This is a genomic window from Azospirillum sp. UENF 111221 (assembly GCF_058780625.1).
In genome coordinates, this window is the sequence record NZ_JBSNCH010000005.1 from 1,878,032 (window position 1) to 1,893,995 (window position 15,964).

At 68.0% G+C, this 15,964-nt stretch carries 17 protein-coding genes, 1 tRNA gene and 1 pseudogene; 14 read left to right on the plus strand and 5 right to left on the minus strand.

All coding sequences use genetic code 11. The features are described 5' to 3' along the window. The first annotated feature begins 100 nt into the window (after window positions 1-100). Together ACWPN3_RS23555 and ACWPN3_RS23560 are read left to right on the plus strand one after the other, a co-directional pair. Complete coding sequence (locus ACWPN3_RS23555) at window positions 101-826, plus strand: sulfite oxidase-like oxidoreductase (protein WP_492241325.1); 726 nt, start codon at window positions 101-103, stop codon at window positions 824-826. 73 nt (window positions 827-899) lie between these two features. Next, window positions 900-976: transfer RNA gene (locus ACWPN3_RS23560), tRNA-Arg, on the plus strand. A gap of 20 nt (window positions 977-996) precedes the next feature. On the opposite strand, the gene ybaK is transcribed toward ACWPN3_RS23560, so the two are convergent. From ybaK to apaG, 3 genes are all read right to left on the minus strand, one after another. Further along, window positions 997-1,479 carry a Cys-tRNA(Pro) deacylase gene (ybaK, locus tag ACWPN3_RS23565; protein ID WP_199237490.1) on the minus strand — a complete coding sequence of 161 codons (483 nt, stop codon included), beginning with the start codon at window positions 1,477-1,479 and terminating at the stop codon, window positions 997-999. A 94-nt stretch (window positions 1,480-1,573) separates the two neighbouring features. Further along, on the minus strand, window positions 1,574-2,200 hold the full coding sequence (gene folE, locus ACWPN3_RS23570; RefSeq protein ID WP_174471515.1) for a GTP cyclohydrolase I FolE: 627 nt from the start codon (window positions 2,198-2,200) through the stop codon (window positions 1,574-1,576). A gap of 457 nt (window positions 2,201-2,657) precedes the next feature. Next, entirely contained in the window at window positions 2,658-3,050 is a 393-nt protein-coding gene (apaG, locus tag ACWPN3_RS23575) for a Co2+/Mg2+ efflux protein ApaG (protein ID WP_098740939.1), read from the minus strand. A 483-nt stretch (window positions 3,051-3,533) separates the two neighbouring features. Between apaG and ACWPN3_RS23580 the strand changes: the two genes are divergently transcribed. The 5 genes from ACWPN3_RS23580 to ACWPN3_RS23600 all read left to right on the plus strand — a co-directional run bounded on the left by ACWPN3_RS23580 (window position 3,534) and on the right by ACWPN3_RS23600 (window position 8,394). Further along, window positions 3,534-4,238 carry a GNAT family N-acetyltransferase gene (locus ACWPN3_RS23580; RefSeq protein ID WP_492241326.1) on the plus strand — a complete coding sequence of 235 codons (705 nt, stop codon included), beginning with the start codon at window positions 3,534-3,536 and terminating at the stop codon, window positions 4,236-4,238. A gap of 199 nt (window positions 4,239-4,437) precedes the next feature. Next, window positions 4,438-5,832, plus strand: a complete 1,395-nt coding sequence (miaB, locus tag ACWPN3_RS23585; protein ID WP_492241327.1) for a tRNA (N6-isopentenyl adenosine(37)-C2)-methylthiotransferase MiaB — start codon at window positions 4,438-4,440, stop codon at window positions 5,830-5,832. Continuing rightward, window positions 5,829-6,938 carry a PhoH family protein gene (locus ACWPN3_RS23590; RefSeq protein ID WP_492241328.1) on the plus strand — a complete coding sequence of 370 codons (1,110 nt, stop codon included), beginning with the start codon at window positions 5,829-5,831 and terminating at the stop codon, window positions 6,936-6,938. Before miaB ends, ACWPN3_RS23590 begins: the two co-directional genes overlap by 4 nt. After that, entirely contained in the window at window positions 6,935-7,441 is a 507-nt protein-coding gene (gene ybeY / locus ACWPN3_RS23595) for an rRNA maturation RNase YbeY (protein WP_492241329.1), read from the plus strand. The genes ACWPN3_RS23590 and ybeY overlap by 4 nt, the downstream gene beginning before the upstream one ends. Next, window positions 7,438-8,394, plus strand: coding sequence for a hemolysin family protein (locus tag ACWPN3_RS23600; RefSeq protein WP_492241330.1), 957 nt, complete (start codon window positions 7,438-7,440; stop codon window positions 8,392-8,394). Before ybeY ends, ACWPN3_RS23600 begins: the two co-directional genes overlap by 4 nt. A gap of 79 nt (window positions 8,395-8,473) precedes the next feature. Here ACWPN3_RS23600 and ACWPN3_RS23605 read toward each other — a convergent pair whose 3' ends face one another. Further along, a complete protein-coding gene (locus ACWPN3_RS23605) occupies window positions 8,474-8,713 on the minus strand; it encodes a hypothetical protein (protein WP_492261774.1) in 240 nt (79 codons plus the stop codon). On the opposite strand from ACWPN3_RS23605, the pseudogene ACWPN3_RS23610 reads away from it, so the two are divergent. The 5 genes and pseudogenes from ACWPN3_RS23610 to trmB all read left to right on the plus strand — a co-directional run. Further along, window positions 8,682-9,020 (plus strand): annotated as a pseudogene (locus tag ACWPN3_RS23610) (apolipoprotein N-acyltransferase); the annotation flags it as partial. The gene ACWPN3_RS23605 and the pseudogene ACWPN3_RS23610 sit on opposite strands and share 32 nt — an antisense overlap. A 28-nt stretch (window positions 9,021-9,048) precedes the next feature. Then, window positions 9,049-10,152 (plus strand): apolipoprotein N-acyltransferase, encoded by a 1,104-nt coding sequence (gene lnt, locus ACWPN3_RS23615; RefSeq protein ID WP_492261775.1) that lies wholly within the window; start codon window positions 9,049-9,051, stop codon window positions 10,150-10,152. Between the two features lie 130 nt (window positions 10,153-10,282). Next, window positions 10,283-10,777: a helix-turn-helix domain-containing protein gene (locus ACWPN3_RS23620; RefSeq protein ID WP_109096070.1), complete on the plus strand. Its 495-nt coding sequence runs from the start codon at window positions 10,283-10,285 to the stop codon at window positions 10,775-10,777. Between the two features lie 315 nt (window positions 10,778-11,092). Next, window positions 11,093-12,274: a methionine adenosyltransferase gene (metK, locus tag ACWPN3_RS23625; RefSeq protein ID WP_492241331.1), complete on the plus strand. Its 1,182-nt coding sequence runs from the start codon at window positions 11,093-11,095 to the stop codon at window positions 12,272-12,274. 120 nt (window positions 12,275-12,394) lie between these two features. Next, a complete protein-coding gene (gene trmB / locus ACWPN3_RS23630; protein WP_492241332.1) occupies window positions 12,395-13,177 on the plus strand; it encodes a tRNA (guanine(46)-N(7))-methyltransferase TrmB in 783 nt (260 codons plus the stop codon). 10 nt (window positions 13,178-13,187) lie between these two features. Here trmB and ACWPN3_RS23635 read toward each other — a convergent pair whose 3' ends face one another. Continuing rightward, window positions 13,188-13,517, minus strand: coding sequence for an antibiotic biosynthesis monooxygenase family protein (locus ACWPN3_RS23635; protein WP_492241333.1), 330 nt, complete (start codon window positions 13,515-13,517; stop codon window positions 13,188-13,190). 275 nt (window positions 13,518-13,792) lie between these two features. Between ACWPN3_RS23635 and rimP the strand changes: the two genes are divergently transcribed. Together rimP and nusA are read left to right on the plus strand one after the other, a co-directional pair. Then, a complete protein-coding gene (gene rimP / locus ACWPN3_RS23640; RefSeq protein ID WP_109096066.1) occupies window positions 13,793-14,293 on the plus strand; it encodes a ribosome maturation factor RimP in 501 nt (166 codons plus the stop codon). A gap of 113 nt (window positions 14,294-14,406) precedes the next feature. Further along, entirely contained in the window at window positions 14,407-15,963 is a 1,557-nt protein-coding gene (gene nusA, locus ACWPN3_RS23645; RefSeq protein WP_492261776.1) for a transcription termination factor NusA, read from the plus strand. The last annotated feature ends 1 nt before the right edge of the window (window position 15,964 follow it).

Consider the following 15,964-nt stretch of genomic DNA (forward strand, 5'->3'; position numbering starts at 1 on the left):
TTCGGGAAGTTAGTTCTCCCGCTTGCGCTTGCCAACCCGACTGTCTGTTCCTTTTTTTAGCGGGACCCCTGCCGGAAACGGCGGAAACGGAGGACGAGCGATGAACGACACACCCAGCGGAGAGGACAGGACCGACCGGCCGGAGCCCGGGCAGGAGGTGGGCCGGGAGGTCGAGCGCGAAGGCGCCGTCCGCGACAAGCTGGTCGCCACCAAGGAGCAATGGGCGCGCGATGGCCGTGCCCTGACGGGACATGCCGCCGACCCGGCGCGCGACCGGCTGCCGCCCGGCCAGCGGCTGGTGACCGACTGGCCGGTGCTGGATCTCGGCATCACGCCGAAGGTGACGACGGCGAACTGGTCGCTCGCGGTGGACGGGCTGGTGGAGAACCGGCTGTCCTGGAGCTGGGACGATTTCCAGTCCCAGCCGCAGGAGAGCTTCGTCTCCGACATCCATTGCGTCACCACCTGGTCGCGCTACGACAACCGGTGGGAGGGGGTCAGCGCCCGCCGCCTGCTGGAGCTGGCCCGGCCGAAGCCGGAGGCGCGCTTCGTCGTCTTCCATTCCTTCGACGGCTACACCACCAACGTCGCCCTGTCGGACTTCGACGACGACGGCGTGCTGCTCGCCACCAACTGGGAAGGCCAGCCGATCAGCCGCGAGCATGGCGGCCCGGTGCGGATCATCCTGCCCAAGCTGTATCTGTGGAAGAGCGCCAAGTGGGTGAAGCGGATCGAGCTGCTGGCCGGCGACCGCAAGGGCTATTGGGAGGTCCGCGGCTACAACAACCACGCCGACCCGTGGCTGGAGGAGCGCTATTCGGACTGACGGGGGCGGCGCCGCACTTTCACCAAAAGCCACTTTCCCCTTCCCGGCGAAACCGTTAAGGTGCGGCGCAAGTGGCCCCGTAGCTCATCAGGATAGAGCGCGAGTTTCCTAAACTTGAGGCAGCAGGTTCGAGTCCTGCCGGGGTCACCACCACCTTAAAAAATCGCGGTTCAGTGCGCGACGATGGCGCAGACCGCCGCCTTCGTCGCCTTCGCCAGATCGGCGGGCGCCAGCACGATCTGCAGACCGCGCCGGCCGCCATTCACCACCATTTCCGACAGCGCCTCGGCGCTCGCGTCGATGAAGGTCGGCAACGCCTTCTTCTGGCCGAGCGGGCTGATGCCGCCGACCAGGAAGCCGGTGGTCTTTTCCGCCAGCGCCGGGTCGGCCAGATCGGCCTTCTTCGCCTTGGCCGCAGCGGCGATGGCCTTCAAATCCAGCTTGGCCGCGACCGGGATGACGGCGCAGGCCAGCGCCTTGGGCTCCAGCTGGACGATCAGGGTCTTGTAGACGATGGCGGGGTCGAGGCCGAGCGATTCGGCCGCGTGCAGGCCGATGGCGTCGGCCGACGGGTCGTACTCGTATTCCATCAGCCGGAAGGCGACGCCCGCCGCCTTCGCCGCATTGACCGCCGGGGTCACCTTCGCCGCCATGCTCCACACCGCTCACTGGGAAATAGCGGCGGGAGCTTGGCAGGCAGCGGTTTGGGTGTAAAGCCCTCTCCCCCGGAGGGAAGGGGCAGCATCCTCACTCCATCCCGCGCGACGACGGGTTGCCGATCATCGTCAGGAATTCGCGGCGGGTCGACGGGTCGGTGCGGAAGGCGCCCAGCATGCGGCTGGTCACCATGGTCACGCCGGTCTTGTGGATGCCGCGGGTCGTCATGCACTGGTGCTGCGCCTCGACCACCACGGCGACACCCTCGGGCTGGAGGACCTCGTCGATGGTGTTCGCGATCTGCGCCGTCATCTTCTCCTGGATTTGCAGGCGCTTGCCGTAGGCCTCGACCAGCCGCGCCAGCTTGGAGATGCCGACGACGCGGCGGCGCGGCAGATAGGCGACATGGGCCTTGCCGATGATCGGCACCATGTGGTGCTCGCAATAGGACTCGACCCGGATGTCGCGCAGCACGACCATCTCGTCGTAGCCGTCGGTCTCCTCGAAGGTGCGCGACAGGATCTCGACCGGGTCGATGCCGTAGCCGGCGAAGAATTCCTCGTAGGAGCGGACGACGCGGTCCGGCGTGCCGACCAGCCCCTCGCGCGCCGGATCGTCGCCGGCCCAGCGGATCAGGGTGCGCACCGCCTCCTCCGCCTCGGCGCGGGACGGACGGTCGAGGGCGTCCGGCCGGGACAGGCCGGGGCCGCGGAGCACGTTGTCGACCGCCGGAGGCTTGGCGTGCGGGGTCTTGGTAGCCGTCACGGGAACATCCTTTCCATAACTGATAACACGCCTTGCATGGACCGCCGGCCGTGAGCCGACGGCTGTCGCGCAACACGCCCATCCTGTCTGGCCATCCTGTCTGGCGTCACTCGGGTTTGCCGTCAGTACGGAGCCGATGCCTCGGCGGATCAACCGAACGGCCCGCAAGACGAAAAGGAAATATCTAGACCGGAGTGGCGGCGCCTGCCTTCCCGTTTCCGCCCGGTTTCTGTCGCCGGACGCCAGTCGGAAGACCCTAGATAGGGTCAGGCCTATGACCGTCAAGCGGTGGACAAACTACGGGCAGCCATGCGGCTTGTCAAAGCCGCGTGTTGAATTCTTCCAATAACCACACACATTCTATTGTATTATTTGCCTGCAGCCGGATTTCCGGGTCCGGGTTTTCCGGTCAGTTCAGCTGCATCGGCTGGTGCGGGCTGTCCAGCGAGAAGGCCGGGATCGTCACGTCGAAGGCGCGGCCGTCCTCGCCCTCCATGCCGTAGGTTCCGGCCATGATGCCGGACGGCGTGCCGAGCGGCGTGCCGCTGGTGTATTCGAAATGGTCGCCCGGCTCCAGCACCGGCTGTTCGCCGACGACGCCGGGGCCCCGCACCTCCTGCACGCGGCCCATGGCGTCGGTGATGCGCCAGTGGCGGGTGCGCAGCTGCACCGTCTCCTCGCCCTCATTCTCGATGCGGACATGATAGGCCCAGACGAAGCGCCCCTCCGCCGGGGACGACTGGTCCTCCAGGAACACGGGCTGGACGGTGACGCGGATGTCGTGGGTGACGGCGGTGTACATGGTCGAGGATCCTGGCAGGCAATCCGGGCGGACAGCCAAGTGAACGGCGCCGGCCGAAAAACGTGCCGGCGGCCGGGGAATCCGGCTGGCCGGGCGGCTGTCGGCCACAGAATAAGGTCCCCCCTCCGCACTGTCCAGAAGCGCCCCGGACAATCGTGGGACATGGCCGTATGGGGCCCGCATCCAGATGGATACAGTTATGCACTCCATCGGGGTCTCCGCGGTCTTGCGACGGGGGGGCGACGATGATATATGCGCAAGTCCCAGCAACGGCCGAAGAGCCTTGTCCATGTCTCGTTCGCACGCCCTTCGCATCCGACGACGGAGCCTCGCACCGCGCTTTGCGGTTGCGGCCGTCCTTGGGTCGCGTGCGAACGCCAAAGGCACATCGGGGACCTGACACCCCCGGCCTTCCGGCGGCGGCGCGATCCGCCCTTCAGAAGCCTTCTGAGAAGACCTTCTTCCCGCCGGGAGCCCCACCTGATGATCATCACCGTCGAAGAGCCGAAGCACGCCGCCGCCATCGAAGCCCTGCTGGACGCCTCCTTCGGTCCGGACCGCTTCAACAAGACCGCCTACCGGCTGCGCGACGGCGTCGACTCCATCCCCGCCCTGAACCTCGTCGCCATCGAGCATGACGAGCATGGCCGCGAGGTGGTGGTGGGCACCATCCGCTACTGGCCGATCCTGGTCGGCGGCGCCACCCCGTCCATCCTGCTCGGCCCCATCGCCGTCGCCGCCCATCTCCAGGGCAGCGGGCTGGGCAGCAAGATGATCCGGATGAGCCTGAACAAGGCGGTGGCGCTGGGCCACAAGTCGGTGATCCTGGTCGGCGACGCCCCCTATTACGAGCGGTTCGGTTTCTCCCGCGCCCTGACGCTGGGTATGGAGATGCCGGGTCCGGTCGACATGAGCCGGCTGTTGGGGCTGGAACTGGTCGAAGGCTCGCTGGCCGGCGCCGCCGGCATGATCGGCAAGCCGGAACCGGCCGACGCGCAGGATATCGCCATCGGCGCCACCCCTGTTCTCGGCCCGGTGCTGGCGACCTCCATCGACCTGCCGGCGGGAGACACCCCCGTCCCTTTCAGCGCCCTGTTCAGCCGGACGGCGGCGGAGCGACTTTGGACTGACCGGGTGCGCCGGACCGACTGGTTCTGGCGCGACGGCCTCCAGGCCGGGGCGGCGTGACGGTTCCGGATCGCGGAAACGGCTTGTTTTGCGAATTGGGCCTGTTTGCGAAATGTGGGCGGGGCGAAGCGGGATTGACTCGATTCGCCCCGCACGCGATACCATCTTTTCAGGAGCGACGCCGGACCGACGGCGTGCCGCGCGCCACGCAAAACCGTGAGCGCGCTATTCGTTTTTGTTCCAAGCGGAAGGGTGCGGGTTGACCAAGAAGCTGTTCATCAAGACCTGGGGCTGCCAGATGAACGTGTACGACTCCGCCCGCATGGTGGACGTCCTGGCACCGCTGGGCTACCAACCGGTCGATGAGCCGGACGGCGCCGACATGGTGATCCTGAACACCTGCCACATCCGCGAGAAGGCGGCCGAGAAGGTCTTCTCCGAGCTGGGCCGGCTGCGCCAGATGAAGGACCGCAAGGCGGAGGCCGAGGACGGCCGGATGATCCTGGCGGTCGCCGGCTGCGTCGCCCAGGCCGAGGGCGAGGAGATCGTCGCCCGCGCCCCCTTCGTCGACATGGTCTTCGGCCCGCAGACCTACCACACCCTGCCGGAGATGGTGGCGAAGGCCAGCCGCGCCGCCGGCAGCGTGCTGAACACCGACTTCCCGGCCGAATCCAAGTTCGACCTGCTGCCGGAGGAAGCCGGCAGCCAGGGCGTCGCCGCCTTCCTGGCGGTGCAGGAGGGTTGCGACAAGTTCTGCACCTTCTGCGTGGTGCCCTACACCCGCGGTGCCGAGTTCTCCCGCCCCGCCGGCCAGATCCTGGCCGAGGCGAAGCGGCTGGTCGCCGGCGGCACGCGCGAGATCACCCTGCTGGGCCAGAACGTCAACGCCTGGCACGGCGACGGGCCGGACGGCGCCACCTGGGGCCTCGGCCGGCTGATCCGCGAACTGGCGGAGATCGACGGGCTGGCGCGCATCCGCTACACCACCTCGCACCCGCGCGACATGGCCGACGACCTGATCCGCGCCCATGCCGAGGTGCCGCAGCTGATGCCCTATCTGCATCTGCCGGTGCAGGCCGGCTCCGACCGCGTCCTGGCGGCGATGAACCGCAAGCACAGCGCCGACGATTACCGCCGGCTGGTCGGCCGGCTGCGCGACGCCAAGCCCGACCTGGCGATGTCCGGCGACTTCATCGTCGGCTTCCCCGGCGAGACGGACGCCGATTTCGCCCAGACGCTGAAGCTGGTCACCGAGATCGGCTATGCGCAGGCCTATTCCTTCAAATACAGCTCGCGTCCCGGCACCCCGGCCGCGGTCGAGGGCGCCCAGCTGCCGGACGCAGTGAAGGAGGCACGGCTGGAGGCGCTGCGCCAGCTGCTGGACGCCCAGCAGATCGCCTTCAACCATGGCTTCGTCGGCCGCAGCGTGCCGGTCCTGTTCGACCGCGTCGGCCGCCGCGACGGCCAGCTGCTGGGCCGCAGCCCGTGGATGCAGTCGATCCATGCCGAGGCGGACGCACGGCTGCTCGGCCGCATCGTCGAGGTGCGGGTCGACGCGGCGCGGGCCAACAGCCTCGCCGGCACCGTGGTGACCGGTGAATACGTCACCGCCTCTCCCTTCCAGCCTGCCGTAACCTTGGAGGCCAGCGCTTGAACGGTCTGCCCGAACGGCGCATCGACGTTCAATTCGATGACAACCGTCTTCTGCCGATGCTGTATGGCGAGCATGACCGCCACCTCGCCCGCATCGAATCGCTTCTCGGCGTGTCGCTGATCTCGCGCGGCAACACCCTGACCATCTCCGGCCCGTCGGACGCCGCCGAAACGGCGCGGACGGCGCTGAACGGCCTGTATGGCCGGCTGAGCCGCGGCCAGACCATCGACGGCGGCGAGGTCGACGGCGCCGTCCGCATGGCGACCGCCGAGGCCAGTTTCGCCGGTGTTGCGAGCGGCGAGGAGCCGCGCGCGCCCGGCCCGCAGGCGACCATCACCCGCGCCGAAATCGCGCTGCGCACCCGCCGCCGCGGCCCGATCACCCCGCGCACCCCGACCCAGGCCGCCTATCTCCAGGCCCTGGCGGAGAGCGAGCTGGTCTTCGGGCTCGGCCCGGCCGGCACCGGCAAGACCTATCTGGCGGTGGCGCAGGCGGTGGCCCTGCTGACAACCGGCCAGGTCGACCGCATCGTGCTGTCGCGCCCGGCGGTCGAGGCCGGCGAGCGGCTGGGCTTCCTGCCCGGCGACCTGAAGGAAAAGGTCGATCCTTACCTGCGCCCGCTCTACGACGCGCTGCACGACATGCTGCCGGCGGAACAGGTCAAGAAGCGGCTGGAGTCCGGCGAGATCGAGATCGCACCGCTGGCCTTCATGCGCGGCCGGACGCTGGGCAACGCCTTCGTCATCCTCGACGAGGCGCAGAACACCACGCCGATGCAGATGAAGATGTTCCTCACCCGTCTCGGCGAAGGCGGGCGGATGGTCGTCACCGGCGACATCTCGCAGATCGACCTGCCGACCGGCACCCGGTCGGGCCTGCGCGACGCGCTCGACATCCTGCGCGGGGTGGAGGGCGTGCGCTTCGTCCGCTTCACCGACGCCGACGTCGTCCGCCACCCGATGGTGGCCCGCATCATCCGCGCCTATGACCAGGCCGATGCCCGCGAGGCGGAGCGCAAGCAGGCCCGCCGCACCAACACCGCGCCGGCTGGTTCCGCACCCGAAACGACCGTTGGTGATGCTGGGACCATTGGAGAACCGGAATGACCACCGCGGTCGACATCGCTGTTTCACGTGAAGCCGGCGACTGGGCCGAGGATGCCGAGTGGCTGGCGGAGCGCGCCGCCCTCGCGGCCCTCGCTGCCGCCTATGACGACGAGGAAGGCCCGGCCGAGCTGTCGGTCGTGCTGGCCGACGACGAGCTGGTCCACCGGCTGAACCGCGAGTATCGCGGCAAGGACAAGCCGACCAACGTCCTGTCCTTCGCCCTGACCGAGGCGGAGGAACCCGACGCGCAGGACGGCATGCCGGTGATGCTGGGCGACGTCATCCTCGCCTATGAAACGGTTGCACGCGAAGCCGCCGAACAGCGGAAAAGCTTCCAGGACCACATGACTCACCTTGTGATGCATGGTGTTCTGCATCTGCTGGGGTATGATCACGAGACGGACGACGAGGCCGAGGAGATGGAGGCGCTGGAAACCCGGTTGCTCGCCACGCTCGGAATCGCCGATCCTTACGCCGCCAACCACCAACCGCCGGACCGATGAGCGATATATCCGACAGTCGCACGCCCCGTGATGACAACGGGGCCGAAGACCATTCCCTGGGCCACCTGTTCAAGGGGTGGCTCCGCACCGTCTGGGGCGGCCGCGAGGACAATTCCCTGCGCGGCACCATCGAAGAGCTGATCTCCGGCCTGGACGATGCAGCCAGCGAGGACGGCGAGGATTCGCTGGGCACCGGCGAGCGGGCGCTGCTGACCAACATCCTGAAGCTGCGCGACCGCACCGTCGCCGACGTCATGGTGCCGCGCGCCGACATCATCGCCGTCGACATCGACACGCCCTTCCCTTCACTGGTCCAGCGCGTCGCCGAGGAAGGCCATTCCCGCCTGCCGGTGTTCCGCGAGACGCTGGACGACGTGGTCGGCATCATCCACATCAAGGATGTGATGACCCTGATGGCCAAACAGGCCGTCTCCGCCGAGGGCTTGCGCCAGAAGCCGGACCTGAGCGGCATCATCCGCGAGGCGAAGATCGTCGCCCCCTCCATGCATGTGCTCGACCTGCTGGTGCAGATGCGCCAGACCCGCCAGCACATGGCGCTGGTGGTGGACGAGTTCGGCGGCATCGACGGCCTCGTCACCATCGAGGATCTGGTCGAGGAGATCGTCGGCGAGATCGAGGACGAGCATGACGAGGCCGCGGCGCCGCGGCTGGTCGAACGTCCCGACGGCAGCCTGATCGCCGACGCCCGCCTGCCCATCGAGGATTTCGAGGTCCGGGTCGGCCCGGTGCTGACCGAGGAGGAGCGCGAGGACATCGACACGCTCGGCGGTCTGGTCGTCTCCATCGCCGGCCGGGTGCCGGGGCTGGGCGAACGGCTGGTCCATCCGTCGGGCCTGGAGTTCGAGATCGTCGATGCGGACTCCCGCCGCCTGAAGCGCCTGCGCGTCCACAATGTCCCGGCGAACAGCGTGGAGCTGGCGGAGACGGCCTGAGGAACGGGGTGGGGACGGTCTCCCCACCCCCACAACACAGCCCCGCCCACAAGGACCTTGGCACCCCTGCACGGCCGCATTACCTATGGCGCCGCCCGCCCTTTGCCTGTGGCGCCGCCCCCTGCCGCTGCCGGAGTTTTGCCTTGACCGCCACCGACACCCTGCCCGTCCCGGCCAAGCTGGGCCGCGTTTCCGCGCGGCTGGCCGCGCTGACCGGCTGGCGCCGGCTGGCCGCCGCGATGCTGCTGGGCGGGTTCGCCACGCTGGCGCTGCCGCCGGCCGACCTGATGCCGGTCGTGCTGGTCGCCTTCCCCGGCATGATCTGGCTGCTTGAGGGGGCGGAGACCAAAAAGGCCGCCTTCGCCGTCGGCTGGTTCTTCGGCTTCGGCCATCATTTGCTGGGGCTCTACTGGATCAGCGCCGCGCTGTTCACCGACATCGACCGCTTCTGGTGGGCGCTGCCGCTGTCGGCGGTCGGGCTGCCGGTCGTGCTGGCGATGTTCAGCGGCGGCGCCACCCTGACCTTCCAGCTGCTGCGCCGGCGCGGCTTCGGCGCCGGGCTCGGCCGCCCGCTGCTGTTCGCCGCCTGCTGGTGCCTGTGGGAATGGCTGCGCGGCCATCTCTTCACCGGCTTTCCCTGGAACCTGATCGGCTATGGCTGGGTCGGGGTGCTGCCGGTTCTGCAGAACCGCCTCGCTGGTCGGCATCTATGGCCTGACGCTGGTGACGGTGCTGGTGGCGTCGCTGCCGGCCGCCCTGCCCGACCGCGACACCACGCCCGGCCGGGCCGGTGCCGCCGTCGCCGCCGGTCTGGCGCTGCTGGCGGTCCTCGGCGGCTGGGGAGCCTGGCGGCTCGCCGGTGCTGTCGACGAGCCGGTGCCGGGGGTGCGGCTGCGGCTGGTCCAGGCGGCGATCGACCAGCGGCTGAAATGGGCGCCCGGCGAGCGGGTGCAGAATTTCCAGAGCCATCTCGCCTTGTCCGCCGCCGCCCCGGCCGATCCCGCCGCCCCGCCGCCCAACGTCATCATCTGGCCGGAAACCGCCGTGCCCTTCTTCATCGAGGACGATGCGCGGGTGCGGCAGGCCCTGGCCTCGGTCACGCCGTCCGGCGGGCTGCTGATCACCGGAGCCCCGCGCACGACGGTCGATGCCGATGGCGAGCGCCGCTATTTCAACGGCATGGTGGCGGTGGACGGCAGCGGTGCCGCGGTCGCCGACTACGACAAGTTCCATCTCGTCCCCTTCGGCGAATACATGCCGCTGCGGCAATGGCTGCCGGTCGGCGCCATCGCCGGCAACGGGGCGGAGTTCTCCGCCGGTCCCGGCCCGCGCACCCTGCACCTGGGCGACCGCGTGGCGGGCCTGCCGCCCTTCAGCCCGCTGATCTGCTACGAGAGCATCTTCCCCGGCGCGGTGGTCGACAGCGCCGACCGGCCGCAATGGCTGCTGAACCTGACCAACGACGCCTGGTACGGCCGCACCGCCGGTCCGCACCAGCATTTCGCCATCAACCAAGTGCGGGCCGTCGAGGAAGGGCTGCCGCTGGTCCGGGTGGCGAATACGGGAATATCCGGGGTGGTGGATTCCTACGGTCGTGTGCGACAATTGCTCGGTCTGGGTGAGCGTGGCTTCATCGATACCACGTTACCGAAAGCTCCGTCTGGCGTTACAGCCTATGCCCGTATGGGAGACTGGATTTTCGGCATAGTGCTTCTGGGCTGTTTCATGGCGGCCCTGACCACGCGATATCACCGCTGATGCTGCAATACGGGCATTCTGCCCGCCACAGGCAGAACAAATTCGTGTAACCGGCATGACCGGAGCGGGCTTGACTGCATACGTGGATATGTCGTAACTAGGTTGCACAACCGTTACAGGGATAAACGAGATGCAGACTGAAACTGGAGCGCCGCGCGGGCGCCGTGCGGGTGCGGGCCGTCCGAAGACCGGAAAGCCGAATCCCATCGATGTCCACGTCGGATCCCGCGTCCGTCTCCGCCGCACCCTTCTCGGCATGAGCCAGGAAAAGTTGGGCGAGGCCATCGGTCTGACCTTCCAGCAGGTGCAGAAGTACGAGCGCGGCGCCAACCGCATCGGCGCATCGCGTCTGTTCGATCTCAGCCGCGTGCTGGACGTGCCGGTTTCCTTCTTCTTCGACGACATGCCGGCCGACGCGGCCTCGGCCCGCGTCGAGGACGACGACGAGGCGGGTGGCTCGGAAGAGCGGTCGGCCAGCACCTACGAGCCCGATCCGATGGCCAAGCGCGAGACGCTGGAACTGGTCCGCGCCTATTACAAGATCAGCGATCCGTCGGTGCGCAAGCGCCTGTTCGAGCTGACCAAGGCCGTGGCCAGCGCCGCCGTGGCGGAAGCCGCGGAGTAAGTTGCGGCGGCGATTTGCTGCAAGGGCTTGCGGCAAGGGCTTGCGGCGGTGACTCACGGCGGCGCTTTGCAGCCTTGAGCACCCGGCGGTGCCTCCCGCCGGTTGTCCGCGGCCTGAGATACCCACCGAACGGGGAAGATGCGGCGCGACCGTATCCACCCCCTTCGTGTGGTGCCTGCGATGATAGGACCAAGGCCTTACCGCCGGTAGGCTTCTTGACCCCGGCCTGAAACCTTGTCAAAACCGGATTTGGATCGGTGTCTGCGGCCGCTGTACCGGTCTGCCGTTTCGGCTCATGAAATAGCGTGCCGCCGAATGCCGAGGTTTCCCGTGGCAAAGTTGAACTACGTCTTCACCAGCGAGTCCGTGTCGGAAGGTCATCCCGACAAGGTCTGCGACCGCATTTCCGACGCCATCGTCGATCTCTACCTCTCGCACGACCCGCAGGCCCGCGTGGCCGTGGAGACGCTGGCGACCACCAACCAGGTGGTGCTGGCCGGCGAGGTTCGCGGCCCCGACAGCATCAAGGCCGACCAGCTGGTCGCAGCCGCCCGTGCCGCGGTGAAGGACATCGGCTACGAGCAGGACGGCTTCCACTGGGAGAAAATGGACGTCAAGTGCTTCGTCCATTCCCAGTCCGCCGACATCGCGGTCGGCGTCGACGCCGCGGGCAACAAGGACGAGGGTGCCGGCGACCAGGGCATCATGTTCGGCTATGCCTGCCGCGAGACCCCGGCCCTGATGCCGGCGCCGATCTACTACAGCCACGCCATCCTGAAGTCGCTGGCCGAGGCGCGGCATTCCGGTGCCGCCCCGCAGCTGGGCCCGGACGCCAAGAGCCAGGTCACCCTGCAGTACATCGACGGCCGCCCGACCCGCGCCACCGCCATCGTGCTGTCGACCCAGCATGCCGAGGGGCTGGACCAGGACGCCGTGCGCGAGATCGTCCTGCCGCACATCGTCAACTGCCTGCCGGAAGGCTGGATGTGCGACGACAAGAACCTGTACGTCAACCCGACCGGCCGCTTCGTCATCGGCGGCCCGGACGGTGACGCCGGCCTGACCGGCCGCAAGATCATCGTCGACACCTACGGCGGTGCCGCCCCGCACGGCGGCGGCGCCTTCTCCGGCAAGGACCCGACCAAGGTCGACCGCTCGGCCGCCTACGCCGCCCGCTACCTCGCCAAGAACGTCGTCGCGGCGGAACTGGCGGACAAGTGCACGATCCAGGTCTCCTACGCCATCGGCGTGTCGAAGCCGCTGTCGGTCTATGTCGACACCCACGGCACCGGCAACGTCGACGAGGACCGGCTGTCCGACATCCTCCAGCAGCTGGTCGACCTCAGCCCGCGCGGCATCCGCACGCATCTGGGCCTGAACAAGCCGATCTACGCCCGCACCGCCGCCTACGGCCATTTCGGCCGCGAGCCCGAGGTGGACGGCGGCTTCTCGTGGGAGAAGACCGATCTGGTCGAGGCCCTGCGCGGCGCCTTCTGACCGTCCCGACCGGCGGATTACCGGAGATGAAAAAGGCGGCGGAGGCTGGAAACGGCCTCCGCCGCCCTTTTTTGTAAGCTCTTTTCCTGCCACACCGCTCTTTGAACCGCATCAGCCGCCATGACCGACAGCAAAACCGACCGACCGACTGACGACGCTCCGCAGAGCGAAACCGGAAACCGGCTGTTCGGCCGGCGCAAGGGCCGTCCCCTGCGCAAGCGCCGGACAAGCCTGATCGAGGACCTGCTGCCGCAGCTCCAGATCACGGTGCCGAAATCCGGGGGGCCGAAATCCGGGGGGCCGAAATCCGACGCCGGCCAGGCGCCGGCATTTTGGGACCCTGCCGGCCTGTTCGACACGCCGAAGCGCGAGGTCTGGCTGGAGGTCGGCTTCGGCATGGGCCATCACCTCGCCTGGCAGGCCAAGCACAACCCGGACGTCGGCATCGTCGGCGCCGAACCCTTCCTCAACGGCATCGCCGGCCTCCTGGGGATGATCGACGACGACGATCTCGGCAACGTGCGCATCCATCCCGACGACGCCCGGCCGCTGCTGGACGCCCTGCCCGACGCCTCCATCGGCCGCGCCTTCGTGCTGTTCGCCGACCCCTGGCCGAAGAAGCGCCATGCCGACCGCCGCTTCATCGGGCCGGAGAACCTGCCGCGGCTGGCCCGCGTGCTGAAGGACGGCGCCGAGCTGCGTCTGGCCAGCGACGACATGGGACTGGTGCGCTGGATGCTTGAACACACGGTCAAGCATCCCGATTTCGAATGGACGGCGCGCCGTCCGTCCGACTGGCGCATCCGCCCCGACGACTGGCCGGCGACGCGCTATGAGGAGAAGGCCATCGCCGCCGGGCGCAAGCCGGTCTTCCTGCGATTTGTCCGCCGCCCGCGGGGGTGAGCCGCCGGCGTCAGACGCTTGCGGCCGGCCGGAGCGGATCCGGTTCGGCGATGCGTGGAGCGGCGAAATGCTCCACCACCGGGAACGGATCGTAGAAGCGATGGAGACGTCCCTTCCACTCGACATACCGGTCCGAACCACGGAATCCCACGGTATGGTCGTCCAGACGCTCCCACCAGACCAGCAGCAGGTAACGACAGCCGTCCTCCAGGCAGGGCCGGACCTCCATCCCACGGAAACCGGCCGATGCCGCGATGAGCGGACGGGCTTCGGCCATGGCCTGTTCGAAGGCGCCCTGCTCACCCGGACGCACGTTTAAAATCGCCGCTTCGAGGATCATTCCGGTCCTTCCCTGATGCCGCCCCCACCAGTTCCGCTTGTAAAGGAACGGGGCGATCCCGAAAAGGCTTGCGGCATCGGCCGGAATGACTATATTCACCCTCTGAGAACCCATACGGATTGGCGGCCCGGGCAACCGGGCCGGCGAGACGCTTTGCGGGTGGGCTTTTGCCCACTTATTTTTTTATGAGCGTGTGGAGACACGCGCTTGTTGAACCTTCTGTTGTGGAAACCTCGTCCGGTTCGATCCCGGCCGCAGGCTTTGGGTTAGGTGGAATGGACGCTACAGGTCGCATCGAACAGATCATCACGCCGTCGGTCGAAGCCATGGGCTATGAGGTCGTGCGCGTTCAGATCTCGGGCGGCCAGCGGGCAATTCTCCAGATCATGGCGGAGCGCGCCGACGGCGCGCCCATGACTGTCGAGGATTGCGCCGACATCAGCCGCTCCGTTTCGGCCCTGCTGGATGTGGAAGACCCGATCCGCGAGGCCTACACGCTGGAAGTCAGCTCGCCCGGCATCGACCGGCCTCTGACCCGGCTCAAGGATTTCGAGCGCTTCGCCGGCTTCGAAGCCCGGCTGGAAAGCCGCATGGCCATCGACGGCCGCAAGCGTTTCAAGGGCATGCTGAAGGGCGTCGAGGACGGCCTGGTGTGCATCGACACCGAACAGGGACCCGCCCGGCTGGAGTTCGACACCATCCTGCGCGCCAAGCTGGTGCTGACGGACGAGCTGATCCGTGCCAGCCAGGAGCAGCAGGAGGGCCTGGAGCACTGACGGCACGGTCCGACAGGACGATAGCCGCCAGAACCCCCGCCCCGACCCCGCCGACCCGACCGGACATCACGCAAGACCGGCACCACACAAGACCGATTCAGGAAGTGTAACGGATGGAACTGCTGCAAGTCGCTGACGCGGTCGCCCGCGAAAAGAACATCGACCGGGACGAAGTCCTGGAGGCGATGGAGCAGGCGATTCAGAAGGCCGGCCGCTCCAAGTACGGCCATGAGCACGACATCCGCGCCCGCATCGACCGCAAGACCGGCGACATCCATCTGACCCGCCACCTGGAGGTGGTCGAGACGGTGGAGAACGAGGCGACGCAGGTCACCCTGCCCTACGCCCAGAAGCGCAAGGCCGGCGCCAAGCTCGGCGATTTCCTGGTCGACCCGCTGCCGCCGATCGATTTCGGCCGCATCGCCGCCCAGACCGCCAAGCAGGTGATCGTGCAGAAGGTGCGCGACGCCGAGCGCAAGCGCCAGTTCAACGAGTACAAGGACCGCAACGGCGAGATCGTCAACGGTCTGGTCAAGCGCGTCGAATACGGCAACGTCACCGTCGACCTGGGCCGCGCCGAAGCGATCCTGCGCCGCGACGAGCTGCTGCCACGCGAGCATTTCAAGAACGGCGACCGCGTGCGCGCCTACATCTTCGACGTCCGCGAGGAACCGCGCGGGCCGCAGATCTTCCTGTCGCGCACGCATCCCATGTTCATGGCGAAGCTGTTCGCCCAGGAAGTGCCGGAAATCTACGACGGCATCATCGAGATCAAGGCGGTCGCCCGTGACCCGGGTTCGCGCGCCAAGATCGCGGTGCTGAGCCACGACAGCTCCATCGACCCGGTCGGCGCCTGCGTCGGCATGCGCGGCAGCCGCGTCCAGGCGGTCGTCGGCGAGCTGCAGGGCGAGAAGATCGACATCATCCCGTGGAACGGCGAGGCGCCGACCTTCGTCGTCAACGCGCTCGCCCCGGCCGAGGTCGCCAAGGTCGTGCTCGACGACGACAACCACCGCATCGAGGTGGTGGTGCCCGACGACCAGCTGTCGCTGGCCATCGGCCGCCGCGGCCAGAACGTGCGCCTCGCCTCGATGCTGACCGGCTGGGACATCGACATCCTGACCGAACAGGAAGAGTTGGAGCGCCGGTCGGAGGAAATCCACAACCGCTCCGCCCTGTTCATGCAGGCGCTGGACGTCGACGACGTGATCGCCCACCTGCTGGTCGCCGAAGGCTTCACCTCGGTCGAGGAGATCGCCTATGTCGAGACCGAGGAGCTGGCCGAGATCGAAGGGTTCGACGAGTCGGTCGCCGACGAGCTGAAGCAGCGCGCGCTCGCCTTCCTGGAAGTCCGGGACGAGCAGGCCAACGAGCGCCGGCTGGAGCTGGGCGTCGAGGACATCATCGCCGAGCTGACCGGCTTCAGCGCCACGCAGCTGGTGAAGCTGGGCGAGAACGGCGTCAAGACGCTGGACGACCTGGCCGACCTGGCCGGCGACGAGCTGGTCGAGATCCTGGGCAAGGACGGCGCCAAGGACGCCCCCTCGGAAGAGGAGGCGAACGCGATCATCATGGCCGCGCGCGCCCACTGGTTCGAGGGTGAGGGCGAGGACGCCGCCGCGGCTCCCGCCGCTGGGGGCTCGGCCGATGGCCAGGGCGCGCAGGCCTGAC

What these genes read in the sequence shown, in the direction of transcription:
- ybeY (WP_492241329.1), top strand. Translation starts at nt 6,935, where the DNA reads ATGACCACCGCGGTCGACATCGCTGTTTCACGTGAAGCCGGCGACTGG.
- ACWPN3_RS23555 (WP_492241325.1), top strand. Translation starts at nt 101, where the DNA reads ATGAACGACACACCCAGCGGAGAGGACAGGACCGACCGGCCGGAGCCC.
- ACWPN3_RS23600 (WP_492241330.1), top strand. Translation starts at nt 7,438, where the DNA reads ATGAGCGATATATCCGACAGTCGCACGCCCCGTGATGACAACGGGGCC.
- ACWPN3_RS23605 (WP_492261774.1), bottom strand. Translation starts at nt 8,713, where the DNA reads ATGCCGGGGAAGGCGACCAGCACGACCGGCATCAGGTCGGCCGGCGGC.
- trmB (WP_492241332.1), top strand. Translation starts at nt 12,395, where the DNA reads ATGACCGACAGCAAAACCGACCGACCGACTGACGACGCTCCGCAGAGC.
- metK (WP_492241331.1), top strand. Translation starts at nt 11,093, where the DNA reads ATGCCGAGGTTTCCCGTGGCAAAGTTGAACTACGTCTTCACCAGCGAG.
- nusA (WP_492261776.1), top strand. Translation starts at nt 14,407, where the DNA reads ATGGAACTGCTGCAAGTCGCTGACGCGGTCGCCCGCGAAAAGAACATC.
- ACWPN3_RS23620 (WP_109096070.1), top strand. Translation starts at nt 10,283, where the DNA reads ATGCAGACTGAAACTGGAGCGCCGCGCGGGCGCCGTGCGGGTGCGGGC.
- ACWPN3_RS23635 (WP_492241333.1), bottom strand. Translation starts at nt 13,517, where the DNA reads ATGATCCTCGAAGCGGCGATTTTAAACGTGCGTCCGGGTGAGCAGGGC.
- lnt (WP_492261775.1), top strand. Translation starts at nt 9,049, where the DNA reads ATGGCTGGGTCGGGGTGCTGCCGGTTCTGCAGAACCGCCTCGCTGGTC.
- rimP (WP_109096066.1), top strand. Translation starts at nt 13,793, where the DNA reads ATGGACGCTACAGGTCGCATCGAACAGATCATCACGCCGTCGGTCGAA.
- ACWPN3_RS23580 (WP_492241326.1), top strand. Translation starts at nt 3,534, where the DNA reads ATGATCATCACCGTCGAAGAGCCGAAGCACGCCGCCGCCATCGAAGCC.
- ybaK (WP_199237490.1), bottom strand. Translation starts at nt 1,479, where the DNA reads ATGGCGGCGAAGGTGACCCCGGCGGTCAATGCGGCGAAGGCGGCGGGC.
- apaG (WP_098740939.1), bottom strand. Translation starts at nt 3,050, where the DNA reads ATGTACACCGCCGTCACCCACGACATCCGCGTCACCGTCCAGCCCGTG.